This is a genomic window from Streptomyces sp. NPDC059008, from assembly GCF_042749045.1.
In the GTDB taxonomy this organism is placed as follows: Bacteria; Actinomycetota; Actinomycetes; order Streptomycetales; family Streptomycetaceae; genus Streptomyces.
Window position 1 is genome coordinate 1 of record NZ_JBHYJC010000016.1, and the last position, 26,136, is coordinate 26,136.

Consider the following 26,136-nt stretch of genomic DNA (forward strand, 5'->3'; position numbering starts at 1 on the left):
GCGACCGACACCAGGACGTTGACCTGTGCGCCGTGGACGGCCGCCAGGGCGGCGGCCGGGGCGGTGCGCCGCGGCAGCGGCAGGGCGGCGGCCAGCGCGGCGGCGACCGCCGTGGCGGCCGCGACGCGGGACCGGCGAACGACGCGATGGCGGACGCCCTGCGGCGGGCCGGCCTCCTGGGCAAGGAGCGGGGCGGGCGCTGACGCCCCGGCCCCTGAAGCAGCCTTCTCCCAGCGCCTTCTGACGTACCGTCACTTTCCACGGCCGTCAGTTCGGGCAGCCGCCTGCCGGTGGCTTCCCGGACTGACGGCCGCGCCGTTGCACCCGCGGACGGGGCGTCGACGGCGCGGAGAGGCCGGACCGGGCCGCGCCCCGAAAAAACGCGTGGACGGCGCTGAGCCGGGGTCGTTATCCTGCGCCCATGTCCAGCCCCGAGGCGTCAAGACGCTAGCCACCGGTCGTCCGGTGGCTTTTCGCGTTGCCCGACCGTAGGGAGTGCCCACGCCGCACGGCGTGTCCGGCACGTCCCGCCCGGCCCGTGCCGCCTCGTCGCGCGCTCGTCTCCACGGCCGCGCTCGCCTGCCATCGGATCGCCGTAGTACGGGCTCTCCCCCGACCTGACGCGGGCTCTCCCCTGTGTGCAGCCCCAGATCGTCTGCCAGGTCGTCTTCCTGCGCGGTAGCCGCATGCGTCGTGCGCACGCCCTGCCGCCGCACCGTATCGATCCTCTGTGGTTGCGGAGTGTTGCTGTGCCCTGCTTTCTCTACCTCCTCGGACTGGCCGTCTTCGCCCAAGGCACGTCCGAGTTCATGCTGTCCGGTCTCCTCCCCGGCATCGCCGCGGATCTGGGTGTCTCGCTCTCGGCCGCGGGCGCGCTGACCTCGGCCTTCGCCGTGGGAATGATCGTCGGTGCGCCGCTGATGGCGCTGCTGAGCCTGCGCTGGCCGCGCCGCCGCGCGCTGCTGGCCTTCCTGATCGCGTTTCTGCTGGTCCACGTCCTCGGCGCGGTCACCACGAGCTACGGGGTGCTGCTGGCCACGCGGGTCGTCGCGGCACTGGCCAACGCCGGGTTCCTGGCGGTGGCGCTGGCCACCGCGACGGCCGCGGTGGCCCCGGACGCCAAGGGCCGCGCCACATCCGTCCTGCTCGGCGGCACCACCATGGCCTGTGTAGCGGGCGTACCGGCCGGTGCGTTCCTCGGTGGGCTGTGGGGCTGGCGCTCGGCGTTCTGGGCGGTCGCCCTGGTGTCGGAGCCCGCCGTGGTCGCGATCGTCCGGTCGGTACCGGCCGGGCAGGACCGCGCATCCGCCCAAGAGCGCGGCACGGCGGCCGCCCGCCGTACGGAGCTCCGCGCGCTGCGCAGCCCGCGGCTGCTGGTGACCCTGCTGCTGGGCGCCCTGGTGAACGGCGCGACCTTCTGTGCCTTCACCTACCTCGCGCCCCTGGTCACCGGCGTCGCCGGCATCGCACCCGGCTGGGTGCCGGCCGTGCTCGCGCTCTTCGGACTGGGCTCCTTCGCCGGCGTCACCCTCGGCGGACGGATGGCCGATACCCGCGCCGTACGGCTCCTGGTGACGGGCGGGCCGGCCCTGCTGCTGGGGTGGGCCCTGCTGGCGCTGACGGCGGGGAGCCCGGCCGCGGCCGTCGTGCTCGTCCTGGTCCAGGGAGCCCTCTCGTTCGCCGTCGGCTCCACCCTGATCTCGCAGGCGCTCTACGCGGCGACCGGCGCGCCGACCCTGGCCGGCGGGTTCGCCACGGCCGCGTTGAACGTGGGCGCGGCGATCGGCCCCTGGCTGGGCGGGGTCGCCCTCGCCGCCGGGCTCGGCTACCGGGCGCCAGTGTGGGTCAGCGCGCTGCTGGTGGCGTGCGCCCTGGTGGCGGGCGGGGTGGCCGGGCTCAGCCCGCGCCCGCGTAACCGCGCATGCGTTCCAGCTCCGCCGCGACGTCGGTGAGCGTGGCGCAGTCCGGAACGGGACGCAGATCGGGGTCCGCGACGTCGGTGTCACGACGGCGGCGCGGGTCCTCCAGGGCGTCGGCCATCGCGGACAGCGCCCGGCACAGCCGCTCGGACTCCTGCCGGTCGGGGCGGTGGGCGCCGTGGTCGAGGCGTACGGCGCAGGCGGTCGCCGCGTCCACGACGCGTTCGGCCGCGGTGACCACGGTCAGCCAGTCGGGGTTGCGGTCGCGGGCGGCGAGGAGTTCGGCCGCGGCGGTCTCCGCCGCGGCCCTGGCCTCCGCCAGCGCCCGGTAGGCGGCCCGTCGCAGCGCCAGCCGCCGGGTGGGGTCGGCTCCCGGCTCCGACTCCAGGACGTGCCGCAGGAACCGCTCGGTGGCGCGCAGCGCCGAGGTGACGCGCTGGCCGACCCTGCGGCGCGGGTCGGCGAGCTGGGGCAGATGCCCGACGATCAGGACGATGGCGCAGGCGATGGAGGTGTCGACGATCCGCTCGGCGGCGGGGAGCGCGGTGAGATGCGGGTACGCCCGGCCGAAGGCCGTGGGGGCCGCCCCGCCGACGTCCACGAACGACAGCACCATGAGGGTGATGGCCACGGTCTGCAGCGCGAAGTGCCGGGTGGCGAACGGCAGCAGCGCACCGCCCGCACCGGCGACCAGCGCCGGCCACCACGCCCCGGTGAGCAGCAGCCCCGCCCCGGCGAAGACCAGCACCCCGGCCACGGTCCCGGCGAAGCGGTTGACGGTACGGGAGAACAGCGGCCCGAGGTCCGGCTTGACGAGGAAGGTGGCGGTCACCGGCAGCCAGTACCAGTGGTCGGCGCGCAGCAGCAGGGCCACCGCGGCGCTCGCGGCGATGCAGACGGCGACCCGGAGGCCGTAGTGCCGTCCGGCGGGGCCGAGCAGGCTGCGCCCGCGCCGGGTCCACCGCTCCGCGAAGGCGCCCAGCATGCGGCGGACCGCCGCTCCGGGCGGCACGGCCCCGGTCGGACGGCCGGGCGGGGGCGGCGCCGGCTCCGTCGCCGCGTCCGCCTCCGGCTCCGGCTCCGGCCGGGGCGACGGCTCGCGGCGGGCGAACACCACCGCCGCGTCCAGCAGCGCCTGGTCGAAGGCGCCGCGTGCGGCCGTACTGGTCTCGGGGGCGGACAGCCGGCCCGGTGGCCGCCCGGTGCGCAGCGCCTCGGCGAACCGGCGGGGGCTCTCGGCGACCCGGGACGGCAGCGGGCGGGCCTCCCACAGCAGCGCGACGCTGGCCTCGCACAGCGCGGTGGCCGCGGCGAACCGCTCGGTGAGCAGCAGCTCTTCGGCGCGCGCGGGGCGGCGCAGCAGCCGACTGGTCAGCCGGCGCAGCCGCAGGGCCTCGTCGGCGCGGTCCAGGGCCGCGGTGAGCCGGCGCCTGGCAGGCTCGGCACCGGAACCGCCGGCCGCGCCCAGGGCGTCGGCGAGCGCGTCGAAGACCGTGGCGACCGCCGCCCGCTCACCGCTGAGCGCGCCGCCCGCGGGACGCGGTGAGCGCAGTACCAGGCGGAGCACAAGCAGCCACAGGCAGCCGGCGAGGACGTAGAGGGCCTTGGTCCAGGGCGCTCCAGGCAGCGGCATTCCGGCGCCGAGGATGGTGGTGGCCAGCATCTGCATACCGGCGTTGGAGCGCACCGGCCCCGCCACGCTGCCCGCGCCGGAGACGAAGCCGACCGCGAACAGCGCCGGAACGATCCACCAGCCCGCACCGGCCGCCTGCAGCGAGGCGCCGATCAGCATGCCGAGCGCCGAGGCGAGGGCCGGCAGTCCGATGTGGACGATGCCGGTACGGCGGGTGCCGGGGCGGTCGTTGACGCCGGCGAGCATCGAGCCGAGGCCGGCCAGCACGCCGGGCGCCGGATGGCCGGTCGCGATACCCGCCCCGAGCAGCGGCCCCGCGCACAGCGCACCGCGGGCGACGGCGGCCCAGGGCACGGGCAGCCGCTGCCAGCGGAACGGATGCGCCAACCAGGCGGGCACGGCGCGCGGCGCGCGGAGCATGGGCCTCCTCAGACGACGGCGTACGGACGGACGGCAAGCGGAATCCGAGGGGCGACATCGGCCGACGGTGCTGCCACCAGCCTAAGGTCCGGGTTTGTCCGCGCCACGTCCGGAGGGTTACCGCAAGATCAAGAACGGCGGGCGGGCAGGCGGCCGGCCTCGCCCCGGCGCTCCCGGTGGGCACGCTCCACCGACCCCGCCTACCATCCCGCCATGACGCTCAACACGGATGACGTATGGGTGATCGGCGCGGGCGTGATCGGGCTGACGTCGGCGGTCGCGCTGGCGGAGGGCGGGCACCGGGTGCGGGTGGTGAGCCGGGACGCGGTGGCCGCCACGACGTCGGCGGTGGCCGGCGGGCTGTGCTGGCCGTACCGCATCCGGCCCTACGAGCGCGCGGTGCGGTGGGCCGTCAGGTCCTTCGAGGTGCTGGCGGAGCTGGCGGGCAGGCCGCAGGAGACCGGCGCCAGGATGGTGACGGGCACGATGGCGGGCGCCTCGGCGGACCCGGGCGCCGCCGATGACGGCCTCGCCGCCTGGTACGACGCCGTACCCGGACTGCGGCACGCGGTCGCGGACGAGCTTCCCCAGGGGTGCGCGTCGGGGTGGCGGGCCCGTACTCCGCTCGTCGACATGCCGGCCCATCTGCGCTATCTGGAGCGGAGGTTGGCCGCGGCGGGCGGGGTCGTCGTACGGCGCGAGGTGCGGTCCCTGGACGAGGCCGGCCGGGCGGCGGCCGTGGTCGTCAACTGCTCGGGGCTGGGCGCGCGGAGCCTGGTGGCGGATCGCGAAGTGCACCCTGTACAGGGGCAGTTGGTGATCGTGGACAACCCGGGTGTGCGGGAGTGGTTCGTGGCCGCGGACCAGGGAGCGGAACAGACCGCGTATGCGCTGCCGCAGCCGTACGGGCTGGTGCTGGGCGGTACGGCGTGTCAGGACGCCTGGTCGCGGGAGCCCGATCCGGAGGTGGCCGACGCGATCGTGGCGCGCTGCGCGCGGTACGTCCCGGAGGTGGCACGGGCCCGGGTCCTGGCCCACAGGGTGGGGCTGCGCCCGGCCCGGTCGTCCGTGCGCCTGGAGGCGGAGCGGCTGCCCGGCGGAGCGCTGTGCGTGCACAACTACGGGCACGGCGGTGCGGGGGTGACCGTGGCGTGGGGCTGCGCGGAGGAAGTGGTGCGGCTGGTGCGGGACGCCTGAGGCGGCCCGGATGCACGCGGCGGGACCGGACGGCCCGAGGCCCGTCCGCGGCGCGCGGCCGGAAACCGCAGGCGCTGGGCCCAGGCCCGTGGAGGGCCGGCGGCATCGGCCACCGGCCCTCCACGAAGCCCTCGGGCTCGCCGCCGGAGCTAGTCGCCTTCCTTCACCTCGACGGTGGCGCCGCTCGCACCGCCGCCGGCCCGGATCTGGAACTCGAAGTCCCCGTCGTAGCGTTCATGCCCGGCGATGACGGCCAACTCGACGGCCTCCTCGCCCTTCTGGCCCCGCACGATCAGCGGATCGCTGCGCAGGTCCCGCATCAGCGCCCAGCACATGACGATCATCACGAGCAGGAACGGCACCGCGACCAGGATCGTGAGGTTCTGCAGTCCGGTCAGCGCGTCGCCCGAGCCACCGCCGATCAGCAGCATGATCGCGGCCACCGCGCCGGTCACCACGCCCCAGAACACCACCACCAGCCGGCTCGGTTCGAAGGTTCCCCGCTGCGAGAGGGTGCCCATGACGATGGAGGCGGCATCGGCGCCGGAGACGAAGAAGATGCCGACCAGGATCATGACGAGGAGGCTGGTGAGCGTGGCGAGCGGGTACTGGTGCAGCACGTCGAAGAGCTGGCCCTCGGATGTGCTCGACCCGCTGAGCTGCTTGGAGTCCTGCAGCTTCATGGCCGAGCCGCCGAACACCGCGAACCACAGCAGGCTGACCACGCTCGGCACGAGGATGACCCCGCCGATGAACTGACGGATCGTCCGGCCGCGGCTGATCCGGGCGATGAACATGCCCACGAAGGGCGTCCAGGAGATCCACCACGCCCAGTAGAACACCGTCCAGCTGCGCAGCCAGCCGCCCACGTCGCTGCCGCTGCTGGCCTCCGTACGGCCGGCCAGCTGCGGCAGCTCGCCGATGAACGAGCCGATGGAGGTCGGCACCAGGTTGAGGATGAGGATGGTCGGTCCGACCACGAAGACGAAGACCGCCAGGATCAGCGCCAGCACCATGTTGATGTTGGACAGCATCTGGACGCCCTTGGCGATGCCGGAGACCGCGGACAGGATGAAGGCGATGGTCAGCACGGTGATGACGCCGACCAGCAAGGTGGTGCTGACGCTGTCCATCCAGCCGAGCACCTTGATGCCGCTGCCGATCTGCAGCGCGCCGAGCCCGAGCGAGGCCGCGGAGCCGAAGAGGGTGGCGAAGATGGCCAGGATGTCGATGACCCGGCCACCCCAGCCGCTCGCCCGCCGCTCACCGATCAGTGGGCTGAACACCGCGCTCATCGTCTGCCGCCTCCCCCGCCGGAAGCAGCTGTACGCGATGGCCAGACCCACGACCGCGTAGATGGCCCATGGGTGCAGCGTCCAGTGGAACAGCGTGGTGGCCATCGCCGTGTCCATCGCCTGGGCGGCGTCCTTGGGATCGGTGCCCGGTGGTGGCGTGGTGAAGTGGCCCAGCGGCTCACTGACGCCGTAGAACATCAGGCCGATGCCCATACCGGCGCTGAACATCATCGCGATCCACGACACCGTGCGGAATTCGGGCTCCTCGCCCTCCTTGCCGAGGGTGATCCGGCCGTACTTGCTGACGGCCAGCCAGATCGCGAAGATCACGAAGCCGGAGGCGGAGAGCACGAAGGCCCAGCCGCCGTTGTCGATCACCCAGTTCAGCATCGTGGTCGACACGTTCTTGAGCGATGCGGTGGAGGTCGCTCCCCAGGCGATGAACGCCAGGGTGAGCAGTGAGGTCACACCGAAGACCACACGGTCGGTGCGTGGGCGCCCGGTCCGCAGCGGGTCGTCGGGGAGGTCCGCCACCGATGACGCGCCACCCCCGTCTCCCGTCCCCTTGTCTGCGTTCGACACGTAGTCAACCTTTCAATAGCCCATATTTTCCTTACCCGTTACCCCCTACCACACCTCGGCAGACGTTCAGGGGCGCCGCGACCGTAAGGTGATAATCGGCCCTCCGGTCCAGCAGCAGCGGGACGAGGCCGCGCAGCGACTGGCGCAGCGGGACGACCGCGCCGCCGTCCCGGTCCCGCCGGTAGGCCACGCCGTGCAGGTCCAGCTCGTCCTTGATGCCGGCGAACTGATCGGCGTCCAGGCGGTAGGCGCAGGGCGGGTCGGACAGGATCTTGTCGTCGGGGGCGGGTTCGTTGTCCGCGCCGCCGAGGTAGACCGGGCCGTGGTCGGCCCAGCCGGCGAGCCGGGCCGCGTCGGTGGCCGCCTCGACGCGGGTGCGGTGCTGCTCGGCGAAGCCGAACAGGCCCTTCAGAGCCGCCAGTTGGGAGGTGACCCGGCGTCGGTTGTTGAGCGCGGGGTCGGCCTTCTCGGCGTCCGTGAGGGGGTCCACGCGGGTCTCGACGAGCAGCCCGACCGATCCCTTCACACCGGCGGTGTTGCGCAGAATGCGCTCCTGGCCGTCGCCCGCGACCTGTTGGACAGGGTCGCCGGTCTCCGGGTCGGTCCAGATGCCGTAGACGCCGGTGCTGAATCCGGCCCTGCGGACGGCGGGCCCGAGGAAGTCGGTGAAGAGCGAGGTGGCCTCGCGGTGCACCGCGTCCGAGGTGTTGAGGTTGCGCGGCCACAGCGACAGCACGTCCTTCATGTAGTACGGGACGGTGGGTCCGTACTCGTGCAGGTCGTAGATGGTGTCGGGGCGGTGGTCGCGGATGACCGCGGCCATCGCCCGGCCCTCGGCGGTGCGCAGGGCGAGGTGGTCGCGGTTGATGTCCGCCCCGTCGGAGTTGCCGCGGGTGTCGGCGGCCCGGCCGTCGGGGTTGGCGGTCGGTACGACGAGCACGGTGGTGCGCTCCAGGAAGCGCCGGGTCGCCCGGTCCTTGGCGTAGGCGAGGTCGCGGACGGTGGCGAGGCAGGCCTCGCGGCCGGAGGGCTCGTCGCCGTGCTGGGAGCAGATCAGCAGCACGGAGTTGCCGCGCCGTACCTCGGCCGGGCGCCCGGGGGCCGGGGCGCCGATGCGTACCAGCTGCAGCGGGCGGCCCTGTGCGGTGCTGCCGATCCGCTCGACCCGTACGCGCGCGGTGGCACGGTCGACGGTGGCGAGGAACTCCTGCTCCTCGTGCTGACTGGTCCAGCGGGCGCCATGGCTGGTTTCGAATCCCGTACGGGGTGCCCGGGTTCCGGTCGCGCCGGCGGGCGAGGCCGACAGGGTGGCGCTGAGCGCGGCGGTCAGAGCGAGGGCCAGGGGCCCGAGGGCCAGGCGGCGGGAGCGGAGTATCACGAGGAGGTGCCTCCCTAGGTGGAGCGGTGGGGGGTGGGGTGCGGTGGGGGTCGGGCCGGGCCGCCCGCTGCGGGGCGGTCCCGGTCATCCGGCGTGCGGCAGCCGGCTGATCGAGTGCGGCGGGGCGATCCCGTCATGCGGCCCCGCGCTGTCGGTCTGCCGGGGCGCGCCCCCGATGGCCCGTGCGAAGGCCCGGGCGCCACCGGTCAGCGGCAGTTCGGCGAAGGTGCGGGCCACATCGAGGGTGAGCCGCGGCCGGGAGGAGGGCGGGTCGATCAGACCGGCGTCGGTCCCGGCCACGATCAGCGCGAGCCGGTGTCCGGCGGGCACGATGTGGTCGCTCGCGGCCAGGTCCAGGGTGAGGGTGTAGGGCTTGCCGGGGGTGAGCGGGCGGCCCTTGTGCGGGTCGGCGTAGTTGCCGAGGTCGGCCCAGCCGCGGCTGAAGACCGTGTGCGCGACCTGCCGGGTGTCGGCGGCGGTCTCCTTGAAGCAGCCGGTGTCGCCCTTGGCCCCCTCGCCCCAGCAGGTGCGCCGGTCGAGGGTGGTGATGCCCTCGCCCTCGTCCGCGTAGTCGCGGATGGTGGCGGGGCCGAGGTCCACCAGGACGGCGGAGAGGTGGGCGGTCGTGGTGCTGGGCGTGGCGGTCACGGTCACCGTGCCGGAGCCGGACAGCCGCAGCGGTGCGCGCAGCGGCCCGGTGGTGAACCCGGCCTTGGCCGCCGTGGGTTCGTCGAGGTGGGCGGCCCAGTCGGCCTCGCTCAGCCGCGGGTCGTCGGTGAAGGTCTCGGTCGAGCCCGGCGGGGCCTGCTCGGTGCCGAGGACGCCGACGCCGGGGGCGCTGCCGCCGCGCGGCCACACCCTGGTGGCGGAGGTGCCGGGTGCGGGCCATTGCGGGTCGGTGGTCCAGCTGCCCGGCGCGCGTTCGACATCGGCCATCGGGGCGCGGTCGATGCCGTTGTCGTAGCCCATCAGATAGTGGTCGAACCAGTGGTGCAGGGTCTTGACCCAGTCCGCGCGCCGGAAGTCGAAGGGGTCGACGTGCCCGGTCTGGGAGAGCCAGATCTTGCGCTCGACACCGTGCCGGGCGAGCGCGTCCCACCAGCGGCCGACGTTGCGGGTACGGACGTTGAGGTCCTGCATGCCGTGGACCAGGAAGACGCTGGCCCGGACCTTGCCCGCGTCCCGGACGTAGTCCCGTTCGCTCCACAGCCCGGTCCAGTCGCCACTGCGCGGCGCGCCCTCGACGAGCCTGCGCTGCATGGCGGCGCAGCCTCTTTGCGCCTCGGGGCTCTCGACCAGGTGCGCGAGGGTGTCCGGGCCCGAGTCGTAGAGCGGGGCGCCCTTGGCGAAGTAGTAGTCGTACCAGGAGGAGATGCCGGCGATCGGGACGATGGTCTTGAGGCCCTTGACGCCGGTGGCCGCGACGCCGCTGGCGATGGTGGCGTCCCAGCTCTTGCCGATCATGCCGGTGCTGCCATTGGACCAGTCGGCCGTGACGGGTCTGCCTCCGCTGCGGGCGGTGTAGGCACGGCCCCGGCCGCCCAGCCAGTCGACGACGGCTCTGGCCGACTGGATGTCGTGGCGTCCGCCCACGTCGACGCAGCCGTCCGACCGGTTGGTGCCCGCCAGGTCGACCAGGACCGTCGCATAGCCGCGCGGCACGAAGTAGTTGTCGTAGAAGAGCGGGAACTGGACCGGCCGGCCCCGCTCGTCGTAGGTCTTCTTCTGGCTCTCGTTGCCGCGTCCGCAGCAGGAGTAGTACGGACTGGCATCCATGATCACGGGGACCCGGCGGCCCTGCCGGGCGGGTTCGGAGGGCCGCACGATGTCGACGGCGACGCGGTCGGTGCGCCCGTCCTCGTCGCCGTCGAGCCCGGTGTCGACCCAGACCGATGCGCGTATCGCGCGGTCGTAGGAGTACACGGGTCTGCTCTCGCCGGGCGCCGCCTGCGCGGTGGCCGGCCCGATCAGGGCGGACAGCAGGGCGAGGACGGCCGCCGGCACGAGCGCTGTGAAGGGCATGCGGGGGAACCGCGCAGGATTCGTCACGGGCGGACGGTAGCGCGGCTCAACTCGTCGGCGTAAGGGCACGGGTGACCGCGGCTGCGTGGGCGGTGACGGATGTGGGGCCGGTGGCACGAAGGACCACCGGGGCAGATGGTGGTTCATGTCGGTCATGTGTCAGATCGGGCCATGTACATGACTCCGGCCCGGAGGACTGCATAAGGTCTGAAGCGAGCCATCCCCCCTACGAGTTGGAGGACTCGTGCGTCACAGACTCCTCGTCCCGGGCGCGGCCGCGCTCAGCCTGCTGCTGGCGATCCCGGCATCGGCGGCCAGCTTCTCGCCCGGCGCTCCCGGTGTGGGCGACACCTACTACCCCGAGAGCGGAAACGGCGGATACGACGTTTCCCACTACGACCTGCGACTCAAGTACCAGCCGAAGACGGACCTGCTGGAGGGCACGGCGACGCTGCTCGCCAAGACCACCCAGGACCTCTCCCGCTTCAACCTGGACTTCGGCCTGAAGGTCAGCGAGATCCGGGTCAACGGCAAGAAGGCCGCCTTCGCCACGTCCGGCAAGCACGAGCTGGAGGTCACCCCGGCCACGCCGCTGGAGAAGGGCAAGCAGATCAGCGTCGTGGTCCGCTACGCGGGCAAGCCCTCCGAGCTGAAGATAGACGGCTACTCCGCCTGGGCCCGTACGCCCGACGGCGGTGTGGTGGCGCAGGAGCCGGACGCCGCCGTGTGGTGGTACCCGAGCAACGACCACCCGACCGACAAGGCCACCTACGACATCTCGGTGGCGGTCCCGGACGGCACCCAGGCCCTGAGCAACGGCGTACTGGCCTCGCAGTCCTCCAAGCTCGGCTGGACGCGCTACAACTGGCGCTCGGACAAGCCGCAGGCGACGTACCTGACGACGCTGGCCGTCGGCAAGTTCGACATCACCACCGACAAGACCGCGAACGGCCTGCCGGTGATCAACGCCGTCAGCAAGGACCTCGGCGCCAACGAGGGCTCGGCGAAGGCCAGCATCGAGCGCACCACCGAGATCACCGAGTGGCTGGAGAGCGTCTTCGGCCCCTACCCATTCAACTCGGTGGGCGGCTACGTCCCCAACGTGCCGGCCGGGTACGCGCTGGAGACCCAGACCCGCCCCTTCTACGGCAAGAAGGCCTTCGACCGCGGCACGAACGTCTCGGTCGTGGTGCATGAGCTGGCCCACCAGTGGTACGGCGACAACGTCTCGCTCAAGGACTGGAAGGACATCTGGATCAACGAGGGCTTCGCCGCCTACAGCCAGTGGCTGTGGTCGGAGAAGGAGGGCGAGGGCACCGCTCAGGAGCTGGCGGACTACGTCTACGCCCAGCACCCGGCCGACGACGCCTTCTGGACGGTCAAGCCGGGCAACCCGGGCGCGGAGAACCAGTTCGACGGCGCCGTCTACGACCGTGGTGCGCTGACCCTCCAGGCGCTCCGCAACAAGGTCGGCGACAAGGTCTTCTTCCACATCCTCAAGTCCTGGCAGACCGAGCACACGTACGGCAACGCCTCGGTGGCGGACTTTGTGAAGTTCGCCGAGGAGAAGTCCGGCAAGCAGCTGGCCGACTTCTTCGACACCTGGCTGTTCCAGCCGAAGAAGCCGGCCGCGGGCGCGGCCAAGACGGCGTTCGGCGCGCAGCGGGGGCCGGTCGCCCAGCCCAAGTCGTGGAAGCAGATCGCGGCCACGCACGATGTGCACGGGGCGCACGGCCACTGATCCGGTGGACGGGTGAACCATCCGGAGCCGGGGCGGCGGGTATCCCGCCCCGGCTCCGTTCGTGCGCGGCTACTTCCGTGCGGCCCGGCGGGCCCGGCGCGCGATCGGCATGAAGCGCAACCGCTCCGGCAGGGCCGGGACCACCGCGCGCACCACCCGTCCGAAGCGGCGCAGCCGGCGCTCCTGCGCCTCGGTCCACTCCAGGCCGATGGCCTGCCGGGCGTCCGGCGGCATCAGCCCGATCGTGACGAACCGCCGGAAGCGGGCGAACCGCGGGCACAGCCACGGCCAGGTGAGCCGGAGGAGCAGCCGCAGCCAGCGCGGACCGCGGTCGGGGACCGGCAGTTGCGGGTCGGTCGCGATCAACTCCCGCACCACCGCGGTCTCTTCGAGGTCGTTGTCGAGGACCTTGCGGTAGTACGGCCAGAACTCCTCGATGGTCTGCGGCATATCGCGGTCGTGGATACCCAGGATCCGGCCGACCTGGAGCCACTCCGCGTAGAGCCGGCGCTCCTGCGCCTCGGTGAAGGGGCGGCCCAGGTAGCGCTGGGCGTGCCGGAACACGGGGTAGCCGGTGGCGTGCACCCAGGCGTAGTAGGCGGGGGTCAGCGCGTGGTACCTGCGGCCGTGGGCGTCGGTGCCCTGGATGGTCCGGTGCAGTCGTCGCAGCCGCTGCCCCTCCTCGGCCGCGCCCTCGCCGCCGTACACCCACAGCTGCAGCGAGGTCAGCGAGCGCTCGCCGCGGCCCCACGGGTCGGTGCGGAAGGCGGAGTGGTCGTCCACGCCGGCGCCCACCGCCGGGTGTGCGACCTGCATCGTCAGCGCCGACGGCAGGGTGAGCAGCGTGCGGATGTCCCCGACCATCGACCAGAGCACACCTCCGACCGGCGGGGGCTTTGGGTATGTTTCCACCGTATTCATGGCATTAATCATCATACGGCGGCTCCCGGTGCCCGCGGGTACGAGGTCCAGCCCTGGCCGGAACGTGTTCCGGCACACCACCGTGGCACCGGCGCCGCGGCCCGCCGCCCGGCCGCCCGCGCCCGCCCCGCCCGACTGACGGCCCGGAATCGGCCGCCTCCCCGCGCGACCGCGGGCGGTCATGCGCCGGGTGCGGTAAATCCCGTTGCCCTCCATCTCGTTGCCCCCGGATGGTTACCTCGAAGTAACCCCAGCTGATTTGATGTGCGTCGCCGGAACTCACCCCCACCCCACAGGGAGTCCCCGTGTCGCCTTCTCCGCTGCGCGTGTCCCGCGCCGCCGCGGCAGCCGCCGCCCTGGCCGCCGTCACCCTCGCCGCCGCGTCCCCCAGTTCGGCCGCCACCGCCCCTCATCTGAAGGTACTCACCTACAACGCCTTCCTCATGAGCAAGAACCTCTACCCCAACTGGGGCCAGGACCACCGCGCGCAGGCGATCGCGGACGCGGACTTCTTCCAGGGCCACGATGTCGTCGTCCTCCAGGAGGCGTTCGACAACTCCTCCTCCGACGCCCTGAAGTCCCGGGCCGCGGCGCAGTACCCGCACCAGACCCCGGTGGTCGGCCGCAGCAAGGACGGCTGGGACGCCACCGGCGGCGCCTACTCGGCCACCACCCCGGAGGACGGCGGGGTGACGCTGCTGAGCAAGTGGCCGGTCCTGCGCAAGGAGCAGTACGTCTACAAGGACGCCTGCGGCTCGGACTCCCTGTCCAACAAGGGCTTCGTCTATGCCGTGCTGGACGTCGACGGCGCCAAGGTGCATGTCGTCGGCACCCACACCCAGTCCACCGACTCGGGCTGCGGGGCGGGTGAGGCGGCCGCGGACCGCGCCAAGCAGCTCAAGGAGATGGACGCCTTCCTGGACGCCAAGCACATACCGGCGGACGAGGAGGTCATGGTCGCCGGCGACCTGAACGTCGACTCGCACAGCGACGAGTACCAGGCGCTGCTCGACAACGGCGACCTGGCTCCCGCCGACAGCCGCACCGGCCACCCGTACTCCTTCGACACCCAGGACAACTCCGTCGCGAAGTACCGCTACCCGGACGACCCCCGCGAGGACCTGGACTACGTCCTGCACCGCAACGGCCACGCCCGGCCCGCCGGCTGGCGGAACGAGGTGGTCAAGGAGGAGTCGGCGCCCTGGACGGTCTCCAGCTGGGGCAAGGACTACACGTACACCAACCTCTCCGACCATTATCCTGTAATAGGCGCATGACCGGCTAGGCGCTCTGGATGCTGGCGGCGGTGTCCGGTTCATCTGCCGGCGCCCGCACGGGCACGACGTTGACCGTCTTGTTCGGGGCGATCTCTACTCGGCGAACGATCGAAGCGAGAGTGACCCGCTTCGACTCGACGCCGATCGTGTCCCACTCATCGAGCAGCCCCTGCATCTTCTCGCGGTAAGGCAGCGGGCCGAGTTGCGGCGCCTCGTCGTCCGGCAGCGCGTCGAGTTCCTTCTGCTTCTCGGCGCGCTGCCCGTCGAACTTGCCGCGGGTGCGCAGGTACGAGTCACGCGGGATGTCGCCGAGCGCGAAAGCTTCCGCGGCTCGGTCGAGCGCGCCCGTCACCTTGGCAATCTCCTTTTCGAGGCGCTTGCGCTTCTTCTTGACGTCGGGAGCCTCGCGCGGCTGCGGGATCACGATCCGGCCGGGATCACCGCATTGCGTCGGGTCGGTGCGTGACGAGCAGCCCGGCACCGAAACCGCTGTCGAAGTACCAACGAACGGTCTGGTCTTGCCACGGTCGACCGCGGGTGTTGAACACACCGAGCTCGTTCCACCTGATGGCGATCTTCCCGTAGCCGGTCTTGCCCACGTTGTACCGCTGGAGCCCTTCGAGGGACAACTCTGCGACATCCGCCAATCCCCGCCGGCATCGCCGAGGAGAAGGCCGACGCCCAGGCCGACAACGACGCCCGCCTTCAACCGGGCCGCTCCTGGCACGCCACCCTCGCCACCCAGCACACGACCGAACTCACCACAGCTCTCGCGTCCGTACTGCGCGACCGGTGAGACCTGAAGTCACCTCCCCAGCCACCCACGGTGCGCCGCAGGATCGTGCTCCTGCAGCGCACCGCTGCCTCCGGCCCGCGCTGCCCAACTTGCCACCGGTTGTTCCGAGGCCGTGACCGGCTCAATGCCCGGGAGGAATCCCCAGCTCGCTGCCGCGTGATCGGCGGCGATCTTGAATTCCGGACAGATCACCTCCAGTACACCGGCGATGATCAGCAAGGTGACCCGCAGCACCGAAAGGAAGAGCAGGAGCAGCAGCCAGAGGGCGTAGTGGTGCAGGATCTGGATGTTCCACTCGCCGAGCTCGCCCGGCACGAACAGCATTCCCACCCGGACCGCCACCCGCTTCCAGGCGATTTCCCGCTCCCGGCCGCGGTGGGTACAGCGCAGCATGCACACGGGCCAGGTGAGGCTCGTCTGTTGCACGGCTCACAGCCTGGCAGCACAGTGCGTCGGAGGACGGCTGGAAGGACTGCACCCCGCCGTTCTCCCTGCCCCGGGCTGAGGCACTGCGCGACGGATGACCCCGAACGGGCGAGGGGGCCGCCGTAGCGGGTGGCGAAGATCTTCCGGTCCTTCACGTGGGCGATGGCCCGTTCGACTGCGGCCCCGAGCGTGTTGACGGAGCTCCCGCAGCCGGTTCACCCGCTGAATGGGACTCTTCCTCCCGGTCGACGACGGCTTCAAACTGCACCGTGGGATTCGCGACAACATCGGTACCGGCCTCGCCGTGAACCACACGCCAGGAGCAGGGGAACGCTGCCGCATCGCATCCCCACAGGCCGGCTCGGATACCTGGCCAGATACGTCCTACGTGACAGATTGGCCGATTGTAAGACCGCGACGTTGCCGGTGAGTTGGCGCCGAGGCATGATCACTGCCCGTATCCACCTGATCACTCACCCAGGAGCCGATACGTGATACGCCCCATCGCTTCGCGTGCTCTCCCTGCCGTCGCTTTGACCGGCACCCCCGCCCTGGCCTTCGCCCAGGGAGCCCAGGCGGCCGCCCCGATCCCCGACCCCCGGCGCCCGGCGACCACCGCTGTCGGCCAGGTCCGCAGGGGCGACACCGACTCCGGGCCCGCGTCGTCGCCTCGGCGGCGACGCTGACGTAGCGAGGCACCAGTGCCGCCCGACCCGGGCGGCCCGCCGGCCACCAGGTCATGACCGGCGACGGCCACGCCGCCACCGACGTCTCCCGCCTCTGCCGCATCTCCTTCCGCCTCGCGGCGGCGTTCCTTCCTGTCTCCGGCGCAGCGCCCCAGGACAGCGCGGCCGGGGTCACGGAGCGGCTGCTTACCGCAACCGCTCATTGTGTCGTTCGCTCGCATGCCCCGTTTCACGAGATTCCACAACAAGGGAGTTATTGATTTTCATGAACAAACGTCGGAGTCTACTCGCCTTCGCCACTGTGAGTGCGGCGATATGCACCGCTGGAATCATGCCGTCGGTCAGCCATGCCGCCAGCGGCGGCGACGGGGAAAGGGAGGGGTCCTACGCCGCAACGCACGGCCTGACGGCGGAGGACGTCAAGAACATCAACGCACTGAACAAAAGAGCCCTGACTGCGGGTCAACCTGGCAATTCTCTGACGGAATTGCCGCCGAGCGCCAGTACGCTCTTCCGGGCCCCCGACGCTGCCGACGAGAGGGTGACCCCTACCGCCGAGCCGCTCAACCGGATGCCTGACGCGTACCGGGCCTACGGAGGTAGGGCCACTACGGTCGTCAACAACTACATACGCAAGTGGCAGCAGGTCTACAGTCACCGCGACGGCAACCAACAGCAAATGACCGAAGAGCAGCGAGAAAAGCTGTCCTACGGCTGCGTCGGCATCACCTGGGTCAATTCGGGCCCCTACCCGACGAACAAATTGGCGTTCGCGTTCTTCGACGAGAACAAGTACAAGAGCAACCTGGAAAACAGCAGACCACGCCCCAATGAGACGCAAGCCGAGTTTGAGGGGCGCATCGTCAAGGACAGTTTCGACGAGGGGAAGGGTTTCAAGCGGGCGCGTGATGTGGCGTCCGCCATGAACAAGGCCCTGGATAATGCGCACGACGAGGGGACCTACATCGACAACCTCAAGACGGAGCTCGCGAACAAAAATGACGCTCTGCGCTACGAGGACAGTCGCTCGAACTTTTACTCGGCGCTGAGAAATACGCCGTCCTTCAAGGAAAGGGATGGAGGCAACTACGACCCATCCAAGATGAAGGCGGTGATCTACTCGAAACACTTCTGGAGCGGGCAGGACCAGCGGGGATCCTCTGACAAGAGGAAGTACGGCGACCCGGATGCCTTCCGCCCCGACCAGGGCACAGGACTGGTCGACATGTCCAAGGACAGGAATATTCCGCGCAGTCCCGCCCAACCCGGCGAAAGTTGGGTCAATTTCGACTACGGCTGGTTTGGGGCTCAGACGGAAGCGGATGCCGACAAAACCATATGGACCCACGCCAACCACTATCACGCGCCCAACGGCGGCCTGGGCCCCATGAACGTATACGAGAGCAAGTTCCGGAACTGGTCTGCCGGGTACGCAGATTTCGACCGCGGGGCCTACGTCATCACATTCATACCCAAGAACTGGAACACTGCCCCCGCCGAGGTGAAGCAGGGCTGGTCGTAACAGCCGGGTATGAGGGCCGGGTCACCCGGCCCTCTCCCCCCAGCCCACCGGCGTCGATGCGGTCCCGGTCTTCTTCGGTCACACCCCAGCGGTTCAGGTGAGCCAACGTGCTGCAAGGGCAGCGCGCCGACCAGTCCCGCCGGCAGCTGCTCGACATCGGCCTGCGGGACGTTCGTACGGACCGAGTCCGGCCCTTCGGACGGGCAGCAGCCGACGGCGCCGCCCCGGACATCGCGAAACTCTGCGGGCGCTGCGGCCGGAACAAGCTGGCCATCACCCAACGGGGACGTCTGGCCATGCGTGTTTGCGCGCTGGATGACCGTCGGCAACGTCCACGAGACGAGCCTGCAGCAGATTTACCACGGGGCTTGAGGGTGGTCATCCGACCACTACCCGGTGATCGGCGGCTGATCGGCGGCCGAACAGCGCGAGGGCGGTCGCAGAGGCCTCTCGACCTCTGCGACCGCCCTCGATTCCTCGGGTGTCCGCTACCGCGCGGCTACTTCGCCAGCTGGCGCTCCTCGGCGATCCGGGCGACCCGGCCGCGGACCGCGAACCAGCCGCCGACCAGCGCGGCGCCGATGATCGGGATCAGCAGCACGGTCTGCCGGCCGACACCGCCGTCGAACCACATCAGCACGATGACGCCGACCAGGAACACGATGGTCGCGATGTCGGTGACCGGCGTGCCCGGCAGGCGGAAGCGCGGGCGCTCGACCAGACCGGCCTTGGCACGGCGCACGAACACCATGTGGCAGATCATGATCGTGCACCAGGTGCTGACGATGCCCAGCGCCGCGATGTTGATCACGATCTCGAACGCCTGGCCCGGCAGCCAGTAGTTGAGCCCGACACCGAGCACACACACCGCGGAGGTGAGCATGATGCCGCCGTACGGCACCTGGTTGCGGTTCATCAGGCCGGCGAACTTCGGCGCGGAGCCCGCCATCGACATCGAGCGCAGAATGCGGCCGGTCGAGTAGAGCCCGGAGTTCAGGCTGGACATCGCCGCGGTCAGCACGACCAGGTTCATCACGTCGCCCGCCGCCGGAACACCGACGTTGGACAGCACCGTGACGAAGGGGCTCTCGCTGCCGGTGTACTTGTTCCACGGCAGCAGCATCGCGAGCAGCACCACGGAGCCGACGTAGAAGACGCCCACCCGCCACATGATCGAGTTGACGGCCTTCGGCACGACCTTCTGCGGGTCCGCGGTCTCACCCGCGGTGACACCGACCAGCTCGACCGCGGAGTAGGCGAAGACGACGCCTTGCAGCACGATCACCACGGGGAGCAGGCCGGTCGGGAAGAGGCCTCCGTTGTCGGTGATCAGACTCAGGCCTGGTGTGTGGCCGTCGACCGGGTGCTGGGTGGCCAGCAGGAAGATGCCGATGAACATGAAGACGACCAGCGCGGCGACCTTGATGATCGCGAACCAGAACTCCAGCTCACCGAAGATCTTCACCGAGATCAGGTTCACCGACAGGACCACCGCCAGGGCGATCAGCGCCATCACCCACTGCGGGATGTCGGTGAACATGCTCCAGTAGTGGGTGTAGAGCGCGATCGCGGTGATGTCGGCGATACCGGTCGTCGACCAGTTGACGACGTACATCCAGCCGGCGACGTAGGCGCCCTTCTCACCCAGGAACTCACGGGCGTAGGAGACGAACGAACCCGACGAGGGGCGGTGCACCACCAGCTCGCCCAGGGCCCGTACGACGAAGAAGGCGAAGAGGCCACAGACGGCGTAGGCGACGGCCAGCGCGGGTCCCGCGGAGTGCAGCCGACCGCCGGCGCCCAGGAAGAGGCCGGTTCCGATCGCCCCACCGATGGCGATCATGTTGATGTGCCGGCCCTTGAGGCCCTTGCTGTAGCCCGCGTCGCCCGCATCCTGCTGCGCGGCGCTCCCCCCGTCAGGTGACCTCTGGGCTGTCTCGGTGACGGTTTCTGTGCTCACTGCTGGTGAATCTCGCTTTCGGGCAGGCGTCGCCTAATGGGGCAGGCGCTCGAGCGATGGCCGGATCCCGCGGATCGCGCGGCGGCCGACGGCACACCTTCCCTGAAGAGCGGCCCCCCGTCTGTGTGCAAGATCACAGCGTGTATAGGCCATCCAAGATTTGTCCGTATTTGGCGGCAATTATCCGGCGACGCAATTTCAAGGAGGGCGTCAGTTCACCCGATTCCGGACCCCATTCCTCACTCAGCAGCGAAAACTTCTTGACCTGTTCCGTTCGGTTCAGACGCGAATTCGCCGCCGCGACGGCCCGCTCCACCTCCGCCCGCACCTCCGGATGCCCGGCCAGCTCCCGCAGCGTCCCCTCGATGCCGCGCCGCGCCGCCCAGGCCGGGGCCAGCCCCCCGTCCAGGACCAGCAGCGCGACCAGATAGGACCGGCCGTCGCCGTGCACCAGCGCCTGCCCGATGAGCGGATGCTCCTTGAGGCGGTTCTCCACCAGAGCGGGCGAGACGTTCTTGCCCGTCGAGGTCACGATCATTTCCTTCTTGCGGTCGGTCAGCCAGAGGAAGCCGTCCTCGTCGACCCGGCCGATGTCACCCGTCGCGAACCAGCCATCGGCGTCGGCCGCCGGCTCCACCGATCCGTCGGCCCGCAGATACCCCTCGCACACCGTGCGGCCCCGGACCTCGATCTCGCCGTCCTCGGCCGTACGCACCTGGACGCCGTCGATCGGACGGCCGACCGAGCCCAGCCGGAACGCGCCGGGGCCGTTCGCCGTGCACACCCCCGCCGTCTCGGTCAGCCCCCAGGCATCCATGATCACGACGCCCAGACCGGCCCAGAACCGCACCACGTCCGGGGGCATCGGCGCAGACGCGCTCGCGGTCCACACCAGGCGGTCGAAGCCGGCCCGCGCCAGCAGCGGATCGAGCACCTCGGCCTTCGCCCTGCCGTAGGCCTTCGCCAGCTCCTCGCCGGGACGCTCGCCCCGCTCCCGGCACGCGACATACGCCCGGGCGCACTCGCCGGCCGCCGCCACCGCCGCCCGCCGCTCCTCGGGGAGCAGCGCGAGGACGGCCCGCACCGACGCCGCCAGCTTCTCCCACACCCGCGGCACCCCGAAGAACTCCGCCGGGCGCAGCTCGCGCGCCGTCCGGGCGACCGCCGCCGGATCCGCGCACAGGTAGACGTGTCCGGCCCGGAAGACCGGCAGATAGATGCCCAGCATCCGCTCGGCGATATGCGCGAAGGGGAGATAGCACAGGTGCTCGGCGTGATCGGGCAGCTCCACCACCGCGTCCAGGGCCACCGCGTTGAGCAGCACGTTGCGGTGGCTGACCAGCACGCCCTTGGGGTCGCCGGTGGTGCCGGAGGTGTAGACGACGGTCAGCGGGTCGCCCGCCCGTAACCGCCGCCGGTCCTCCTCGAACGCCTCGGGGTCGTACCGCTCGGCGCCCCGCTCGGCCAGCGCCGCGAAGGTCTCCTGCCGGCCGTCACCGGCGGACTCCCCCGGCTCGACGATCACCAGCCGCTCCAGCCGGGTGGTGGCGTCGTCGAGCAGCGGCTCCCAGCGCCCGAGCTCGCGGGGGCCTTCCAGGACGGCGAAGCGGGCCCTGCTGTGCCGGGCGATATGGGCGATCTGTTCGGGCGCTGCGGTGCCGTACACCGTCACCGGGACCGCTCCGAGGTGCACCAGGGCGAGGTCGCTGAGCCAGTGCTCGGGGCGGTTGCCCATCATGAGCAGGACGATCTCCCCGCCGCGTACGCCGAGCGAGCGGTATCCGGCGGCCAGCTCCGCGACCCGCCGGCGCACCTCGGCCCAGCTCAGCGTGTGCCAGCCGGCGTCTTCGGTACGGCGCCAGGAGAGCGCCGGCCGCTCCCCGTGGTCCTCGGCGTTGCGCAACAGCAGTACGGGGAGGGTGAGTTCGTCCGGTGCACCGGGCATGCGCAGGATCGTGGTCAACGCGGCCTCCTGACGATGTGGGCCTGATCTGCGGGCCGAACCGCGGCGCCGACTGCGGACACGGCGCGGTCGGGAAGGTTCCAGAAGGTTTCACAAGAGTGGTGAGACAGCAATACTGTTGAACATGATGGAGTCCGCCACCGGTCTGACCGTCGACGAACTGGCCGCCCGTGCCGGAGTGACGGTCCGCACTATCCGCTTCTACAGCACCCGCGGCCTGCTGCCGCCGCCGGAGCTCGGTCCGCGCCGGGTCGGCCGCTACGGCCCCGACCACCTCTCACGGCTCGCGCTCGTCGAGGAACTCCAGCACCAGGGCCTGACGCTCTCCGCGATCGAACGCTATCTGGCGCAGCTGCCGCCCGACCTGAGCGCCCAGGACCTGGCCATCCACCGTGCGCTGGTGGCGAGTTGGGTCCCGGACAAGGCCGAGGACGCCACCCGGGAGCAGCTGGAGCGCCGGGTCGGCCGGCAGCTGACCGAGGAGGACCTGGACCGGCTGGCGGCGATGAGCGTGCTCGTACGGACCGAGGACCCGGAGGTCTTCCGGGTCGATCCCGGTCTGCTGCACCTGGGCACCCGGCTGCTGGACGTGCCGATCGCGCTGGAGACCATCCTCGCGGCACGCACCGTCGTCATCGAGCACACCCGCTCGGCGGCCCGCGAGCTGAGCCGGCTGTTCAAGGACGAGGTATGGGAGCCGTACCGGGACGGCGGGCCGGACGAGGAGGAGATGGCGCGGATGAAGTCGCTCTCCGCCCATATGCAGCCGATGGTGGTGCAGGCACTGGTCACCGCCTTCCAGCGGTCGATGAAGCAGGAACTGCGGGAATGGTTCGGCAAGGAGGGCGAGGCGAGCCGGCGGGACGGCGGCCCGCAGGCACCGTCGCGGTGACGGGGCGGGCCGCCGCGGCCCGCCCCGTGCCCGTCAGTCGCTGAACTTCTCGCCCTTCTCGGCCTTCTCGACCAGCAGCGGCGACGGCGCGAACCGGTCGCCGTAGGCCGCCTGCAGTTCGCGGGCGCGGGCCACGAACCCGGGCAGGCCGACGCGGTCCTCGCGGCCCGGTCCCCCCTGGTACCCGTTGATGTACTGGATCACGCCGCCGGTCCAGCCGGGGAAGCCGATGCCGAAGATGGAGCCGATGTTGGCGTCGGCGACGGAGGTGAGCACGCCCTCCTCCAAGCAGCGGACGGTGTCCAGCGCCTCGGCGAAGAGCATCCGCTCCTGCATGTCGACGAACGGGATACCGGCCCCCTCCTCGGCGAAGTGCTCGCGCAGTCCGGGCCACAGACCCGCCCGCCTGCCGTCCTCGCCGTACTCGTAGAAGCCGGCGCCGCCACTGCGTCCGGGACGTCCGAACTCGTCGACCATCCGGTCGATGACCTCGTCGGCCGGGTGCGGCTGCCAGGTGCCGCCGGACTCCTCGACCGCCCGCCTGGTCTCCTGGCGGATCTTCCGCGGCAGGGTGAGGGTCAGCTCGTCCATCAGGGACAGCACCTTGGCCGGGTAGCCGGCCTGGGCGGCGGCCTGCTCGACGGAGGCCGGGTCGAGACCCTCGCCGACCATCGCCACGCCCTCGTTGATGAAGTGGCCGATCACGCGGGAGGTGAAGAAGCCGCGCGAGTCGTTGACCACGATCGGGGTCTTCTTGATCTGGCGGACCAGGTCGAAGGCGCGGGCCAGCGCCTCGTCGCCGGTCCGCTCACCCTTGATGATCTCCACCAGCGGCATCTTGTCGACCGGCGAGAAGAAGTGCAGCCCGATGAAGTCCTGGTCGCGCTCGACCCCCTCGGCCAGCAGCGTGATGGGCAGCGTGGAGGTGTTGGAGCACAGCAGGGCGTCGGGCGCGACGATGTGCTGGATCTCCTTGAACACCTTGTGCTTGAGACCGACGTCCTCGAAGACCGCCTCGATGACGGCGTCGCAGCCCGCGAGGTCGGCCGGCTCCGCGGTGGGCGTGATGCGCGCCAGCAGCTCGTCGCGCTGCTGCTCGGTCGTACGGCCCCGGGAGAGCGCCTTGGCGAGCAGCCCCTCCGCATACGCCTTGCCCTTCTCGGCCGCCTCCAGGGAGACGTCCTTGAGGACCACCTGCATCCCGGCCCTGGCGCAGGAGTACGCGATGCCCGCGCCCATCATGCCGGCGCCGAGGACCGCGACCTTCTCCACCTTGCGGGGCGCGATGTCCTTGGGTCGGTTGGCACCCGAGTTGACGGCCTGCAGGTCGAAGAAGAACGCCTGGATCATGTTCTTGGAGATCTGGCCGGTCACCAGCTCGACGAAGTACCGCGCCTCGATGGTCTGCGCGGTCTCGAAGTCGACCTGGGAACCCTCCACGGCCGCGGCGAGGATGTTGCGCGGGGCGGGGTACGGCGCGCCGTTGAGCTGCTTCTTGAGGTTCGCGGGGAACGCCGGGAGGTTGGCCGCGAACTTCGGCTGGGCGGGCGTGCCGCCGGGGATGCGGTAGCCCTTCACGTCCCAGGGCTGCTGGGACTCGGGGTGCTCCTCGACGAAGGCGCGGGCCTTGGCGAGCAGCTCCTCGGGGGTGGCCGCGACCTCGTGGATCAGCCCGGCTTCCTTGGCGCGGGTGGCGTTGTACTGCGTGCCCTGGAGCAGCACCTTCAGCAGTGCGTCGGCGATGCCGAGCAGCCGGACCGTACGGGTGACGCCGCCGCCGGCCGGCAGCAGGCCGAGGGTGACCTCGGGCAGACCGATCTTGGTGCCGGGGGTGTCGAGGGCGATGCGGTGGTGGCAGGCGAGCGCGATCTCGTAGCCGCCGCCCAGCGCCGCGCCGTTGATGGCGGCGACGACGGGCTTGCCGAGCGTCTCGATACGGCGCAGATCGCGCTTGATGCCGTTGCCCGCCTCGAAGGCCTGCTGAGCCTGGGCGGGCGTGACGGCGATCAGGTCGCGCAGGTCGCCGCCGGCGAAGAAGGTCTTCTTGGCGGACGTGAAGATGATGCCGCGGATGCTGTCCTTCTCAGCCTCCAGGCGGTCGGCGACCGCGGTGAGGGAGGCCTTGAAGGCGTTGTTCATGGTGTTGGCGGACTGGTCGGGGTCGTCCAGGACCAGCGTGACGATGCCGGTCTCGTCCTGTTCCCAGCGGATGGTCGACAAAGCGGCGGATTCACTCATGGTGCGTACTCCGTAGTGGGGTGGGACGAGGGGGTCAGAGGCGCTCGATGACGGTGGCGACGCCCATGCCGCCGCCGACGCAGAGGGTGGCCAGGCCGTAGCGCTTGTCCTGCCGCTCCAGCTCGTCGATCAGGGTGCCCAGGATCATCGCGCCGGTCGCGCCGAGCGGGTGGCCCAGGGCGATGGCGCCGCCGTTGACGTTGACCTTGTCCAGGCTCAGGCCCATGTCCTTGACGAAGCGCAGCACCACGGCGGCGAAGGCCTCGTTGATCTCGACCAGGTCGATGTCGTCGATGGTCAGACCGGCCTTGGCCAGCGCCTTGCGGCTGGCGGGCGCGGGGCCCGTGAGCATGATCGTCGGCTCGGAGCCGGAGACCGCGGCGGAGACGATGCGGGCCCGGGGGGTCAGGCCGTACCGCTCGCCGACCTCCTTGGAGCCGATGGCGACCAGGGCCGCGCCGTCCACGATGCCGGAGGAGTTGCCGGCGTGGTGGACATGGTCGATCTTCTCGACCCAGTGGTACTTCTGCAGCGCGACGGCGTCGAAGCCGCCGGCGTCGCCGATGGTGGCGAAGGACGGCTTGAGGCCGGCGAGCGAGTCGGCGGTGGTGCCGGGGCGCATGTGCTCGTCGTGGTCGAGGACGACCAGGCCGTTGCGGTCGCGCACCGGGACGACGGAGCGCTCGAAGCGGCCGTCCTTCCAGGCCTCGGCGGCGCGCTCCTGCGACAGCGCGGCGAACTCGTCGACATCGCGCCGGCCATAGCCCTCGATGGTGGCGATGAGGTCGGCGCTGATGCCCTGGGGGACGAAGCCGGTGTCGAAGTTGGTCATCGGGTCCGCGAACCAGGCGCCGCCGTCGGAGGCCATCGGGACCCGCGACATGGACTCGACACCGCCGGCCAGGACCAGGTCCTCCCAGCCCGAACGCACCTTGGCCGCGGCCATGTTGACGGCCTCCAGACCGGAGGCACAGAAGCGGTTCTCCTGGACGCCGGCGACGGTGTCGGGCAGTCCGGCGGCGATCGCGGCGATCCGGGCGATGTCGGACCCCTGGTCGCCGACCGGTCCGACGACGCCGAGCACGATGTCGTCGATGGCGGCCGGGTCGAGTCCGGGGAAGCGGCGGCGCACTTCGTGGATCAGGCCGACGACCAGGTCGATCGGCTTGGTGCCGTGCAGTGCGCCATTGGCCTTGCCGCGGCCGCGCGGGGTGCGGATCGCGTCGTAAACATACGCTTCGGTACTCACTGGGTAAGCGCCTTTCGGG

19 protein-coding genes are annotated in these 26,136 nt (G+C 71.0%); 8 read left to right on the forward strand and 11 right to left on the reverse strand.

Annotated elements, in window-relative coordinates; genetic code table 11:
- On the forward strand, nt 1-203 hold a 203-nt coding region (locus ACFWZH_RS20130; RefSeq protein ID WP_384432605.1), incomplete at its 5' end, for a hypothetical protein.
- Nucleotides 204-749: 546 nt separating this feature from the next.
- Nucleotides 750-1,952, forward strand: a complete 1,203-nt coding sequence (locus ACFWZH_RS20135) for a Cmx/CmrA family chloramphenicol efflux MFS transporter (protein ID WP_384432608.1) — start codon at nt 750-752, stop codon at nt 1,950-1,952.
- Here the strand turns inward: ACFWZH_RS20135 and ACFWZH_RS20140 are convergent.
- Nucleotides 1,897-3,972 (reverse strand): FUSC family protein, encoded by a 2,076-nt coding sequence (locus ACFWZH_RS20140; RefSeq protein ID WP_384432611.1) that lies wholly within the window; start codon nt 3,970-3,972, stop codon nt 1,897-1,899. The two genes, ACFWZH_RS20135 and ACFWZH_RS20140, sit on opposite strands and share 56 nt — an antisense overlap.
- A gap of 213 nt (nt 3,973-4,185) precedes the next feature.
- On the opposite strand from ACFWZH_RS20140, the gene ACFWZH_RS20145 reads away from it, so the two are divergent.
- Nucleotides 4,186-5,169, forward strand: a complete 984-nt coding sequence (locus tag ACFWZH_RS20145; protein ID WP_384432613.1) for an FAD-dependent oxidoreductase — start codon at nt 4,186-4,188, stop codon at nt 5,167-5,169.
- Nucleotides 5,170-5,318: 149 nt separating this feature from the next.
- Here ACFWZH_RS20145 and ACFWZH_RS20150 read toward each other — a convergent pair whose 3' ends face one another.
- The 3 genes from ACFWZH_RS20150 to ACFWZH_RS20160 form a co-directional block, all read right to left on the reverse strand.
- Nucleotides 5,319-6,998, reverse strand: a complete 1,680-nt coding sequence (locus tag ACFWZH_RS20150; RefSeq protein ID WP_384432970.1) for a BCCT family transporter — start codon at nt 6,996-6,998, stop codon at nt 5,319-5,321.
- A 79-nt stretch (nt 6,999-7,077) separates the two neighbouring features.
- Nucleotides 7,078-8,424, reverse strand: a complete 1,347-nt coding sequence (locus ACFWZH_RS20155; protein WP_384432616.1) for a M14 family metallocarboxypeptidase — start codon at nt 8,422-8,424, stop codon at nt 7,078-7,080.
- Nucleotides 8,425-8,508: 84 nt separating this feature from the next.
- Complete coding sequence (locus ACFWZH_RS20160; protein ID WP_384432619.1) at nt 8,509-10,446, reverse strand: Xaa-Pro dipeptidyl-peptidase; 1,938 nt, start codon at nt 10,444-10,446, stop codon at nt 8,509-8,511.
- 244 nt (nt 10,447-10,690) lie between these two features.
- On the opposite strand from ACFWZH_RS20160, the gene ACFWZH_RS20165 reads away from it, so the two are divergent.
- Nucleotides 10,691-12,187 carry a M1 family metallopeptidase gene (locus ACFWZH_RS20165; RefSeq protein ID WP_384432622.1) on the forward strand — a complete coding sequence of 499 codons (1,497 nt, stop codon included), beginning with the start codon at nt 10,691-10,693 and terminating at the stop codon, nt 12,185-12,187.
- 69 nt (nt 12,188-12,256) lie between these two features.
- On the opposite strand, the gene ACFWZH_RS20170 is transcribed toward ACFWZH_RS20165, so the two are convergent.
- Nucleotides 12,257-13,108: an oxygenase MpaB family protein gene (locus ACFWZH_RS20170; protein ID WP_384432625.1), complete on the reverse strand. Its 852-nt coding sequence runs from the start codon at nt 13,106-13,108 to the stop codon at nt 12,257-12,259.
- A gap of 305 nt (nt 13,109-13,413) precedes the next feature.
- Here ACFWZH_RS20170 and sph point away from each other — a divergent pair, with 305 nt between their 5' ends.
- Nucleotides 13,414-14,385, forward strand: a complete 972-nt coding sequence (gene sph / locus ACFWZH_RS20175) for a sphingomyelin phosphodiesterase (protein ID WP_384432628.1) — start codon at nt 13,414-13,416, stop codon at nt 14,383-14,385.
- Between the two features lie 4 nt (nt 14,386-14,389).
- Here sph and ACFWZH_RS20180 read toward each other — a convergent pair whose 3' ends face one another.
- Both ACFWZH_RS20180 and ACFWZH_RS20185 read right to left on the reverse strand, forming a co-directional pair.
- Nucleotides 14,390-14,935: a hypothetical protein gene (locus tag ACFWZH_RS20180; RefSeq protein WP_384432631.1), complete on the reverse strand. Its 546-nt coding sequence runs from the start codon at nt 14,933-14,935 to the stop codon at nt 14,390-14,392.
- Between the two features lie 255 nt (nt 14,936-15,190).
- Complete coding sequence (locus ACFWZH_RS20185; protein ID WP_384432634.1) at nt 15,191-15,607, reverse strand: hypothetical protein; 417 nt, start codon at nt 15,605-15,607, stop codon at nt 15,191-15,193.
- Between the two features lie 951 nt (nt 15,608-16,558).
- Here ACFWZH_RS20185 and ACFWZH_RS20190 point away from each other — a divergent pair.
- Together ACFWZH_RS20190 and ACFWZH_RS20195 are read left to right on the forward strand one after the other, a co-directional pair.
- Nucleotides 16,559-17,815 carry a protein-glutamine gamma-glutamyltransferase gene (locus ACFWZH_RS20190; protein WP_384432637.1) on the forward strand — a complete coding sequence of 419 codons (1,257 nt, stop codon included), beginning with the start codon at nt 16,559-16,561 and terminating at the stop codon, nt 17,813-17,815.
- A gap of 9 nt (nt 17,816-17,824) precedes the next feature.
- Nucleotides 17,825-18,187, forward strand: coding sequence for an SPASM domain-containing protein (locus ACFWZH_RS20195; RefSeq protein ID WP_384432640.1), 363 nt, complete (start codon nt 17,825-17,827; stop codon nt 18,185-18,187).
- 127 nt (nt 18,188-18,314) lie between these two features.
- On the opposite strand, the gene ACFWZH_RS20200 is transcribed toward ACFWZH_RS20195, so the two are convergent.
- Complete coding sequence (locus ACFWZH_RS20200; RefSeq protein ID WP_384432644.1) at nt 18,315-19,775, reverse strand: amino acid permease; 1,461 nt, start codon at nt 19,773-19,775, stop codon at nt 18,315-18,317.
- Between the two features lie 133 nt (nt 19,776-19,908).
- Nucleotides 19,909-21,738, reverse strand: a complete 1,830-nt coding sequence (locus ACFWZH_RS20205) for an AMP-dependent synthetase/ligase (RefSeq protein WP_384432647.1) — start codon at nt 21,736-21,738, stop codon at nt 19,909-19,911.
- A gap of 124 nt (nt 21,739-21,862) precedes the next feature.
- Between ACFWZH_RS20205 and ACFWZH_RS20210 the strand changes: the two genes are divergently transcribed.
- Nucleotides 21,863-22,630, forward strand: a complete 768-nt coding sequence (locus ACFWZH_RS20210; protein WP_384432650.1) for a MerR family transcriptional regulator — start codon at nt 21,863-21,865, stop codon at nt 22,628-22,630.
- Between the two features lie 33 nt (nt 22,631-22,663).
- On the opposite strand, the gene ACFWZH_RS20215 is transcribed toward ACFWZH_RS20210, so the two are convergent.
- Both ACFWZH_RS20215 and ACFWZH_RS20220 read right to left on the reverse strand, forming a co-directional pair.
- Complete coding sequence (locus tag ACFWZH_RS20215) at nt 22,664-24,868, reverse strand: 3-hydroxyacyl-CoA dehydrogenase NAD-binding domain-containing protein (protein ID WP_384432653.1); 2,205 nt, start codon at nt 24,866-24,868, stop codon at nt 22,664-22,666.
- A gap of 34 nt (nt 24,869-24,902) precedes the next feature.
- A complete protein-coding gene (locus ACFWZH_RS20220) occupies nt 24,903-26,117 on the reverse strand; it encodes an acetyl-CoA C-acetyltransferase (RefSeq protein ID WP_384432656.1) in 1,215 nt (404 codons plus the stop codon).
- Between the last annotated feature and the right edge of the window lie 19 nt (nt 26,118-26,136).

What these genes read in the sequence shown, in the direction of transcription:
- ACFWZH_RS20140 (WP_384432611.1), bottom strand. Translation starts at nt 3,972, where the DNA reads ATGCTCCGCGCGCCGCGCGCCGTGCCCGCCTGGTTGGCGCATCCGTTC.
- ACFWZH_RS20145 (WP_384432613.1), top strand. Translation starts at nt 4,186, where the DNA reads ATGACGCTCAACACGGATGACGTATGGGTGATCGGCGCGGGCGTGATC.
- ACFWZH_RS20160 (WP_384432619.1), bottom strand. Translation starts at nt 10,446, where the DNA reads ATGCCCTTCACAGCGCTCGTGCCGGCGGCCGTCCTCGCCCTGCTGTCC.
- ACFWZH_RS20170 (WP_384432625.1), bottom strand. Translation starts at nt 13,108, where the DNA reads ATGAATACGGTGGAAACATACCCAAAGCCCCCGCCGGTCGGAGGTGTG.
- ACFWZH_RS20190 (WP_384432637.1), top strand. Translation starts at nt 16,559, where the DNA reads ATGAACAAACGTCGGAGTCTACTCGCCTTCGCCACTGTGAGTGCGGCG.
- ACFWZH_RS20195 (WP_384432640.1), top strand. Translation starts at nt 17,825, where the DNA reads ATGAGGGCCGGGTCACCCGGCCCTCTCCCCCCAGCCCACCGGCGTCGA.
- ACFWZH_RS20210 (WP_384432650.1), top strand. Translation starts at nt 21,863, where the DNA reads ATGATGGAGTCCGCCACCGGTCTGACCGTCGACGAACTGGCCGCCCGT.
- ACFWZH_RS20215 (WP_384432653.1), bottom strand. Translation starts at nt 24,868, where the DNA reads ATGAGTGAATCCGCCGCTTTGTCGACCATCCGCTGGGAACAGGACGAG.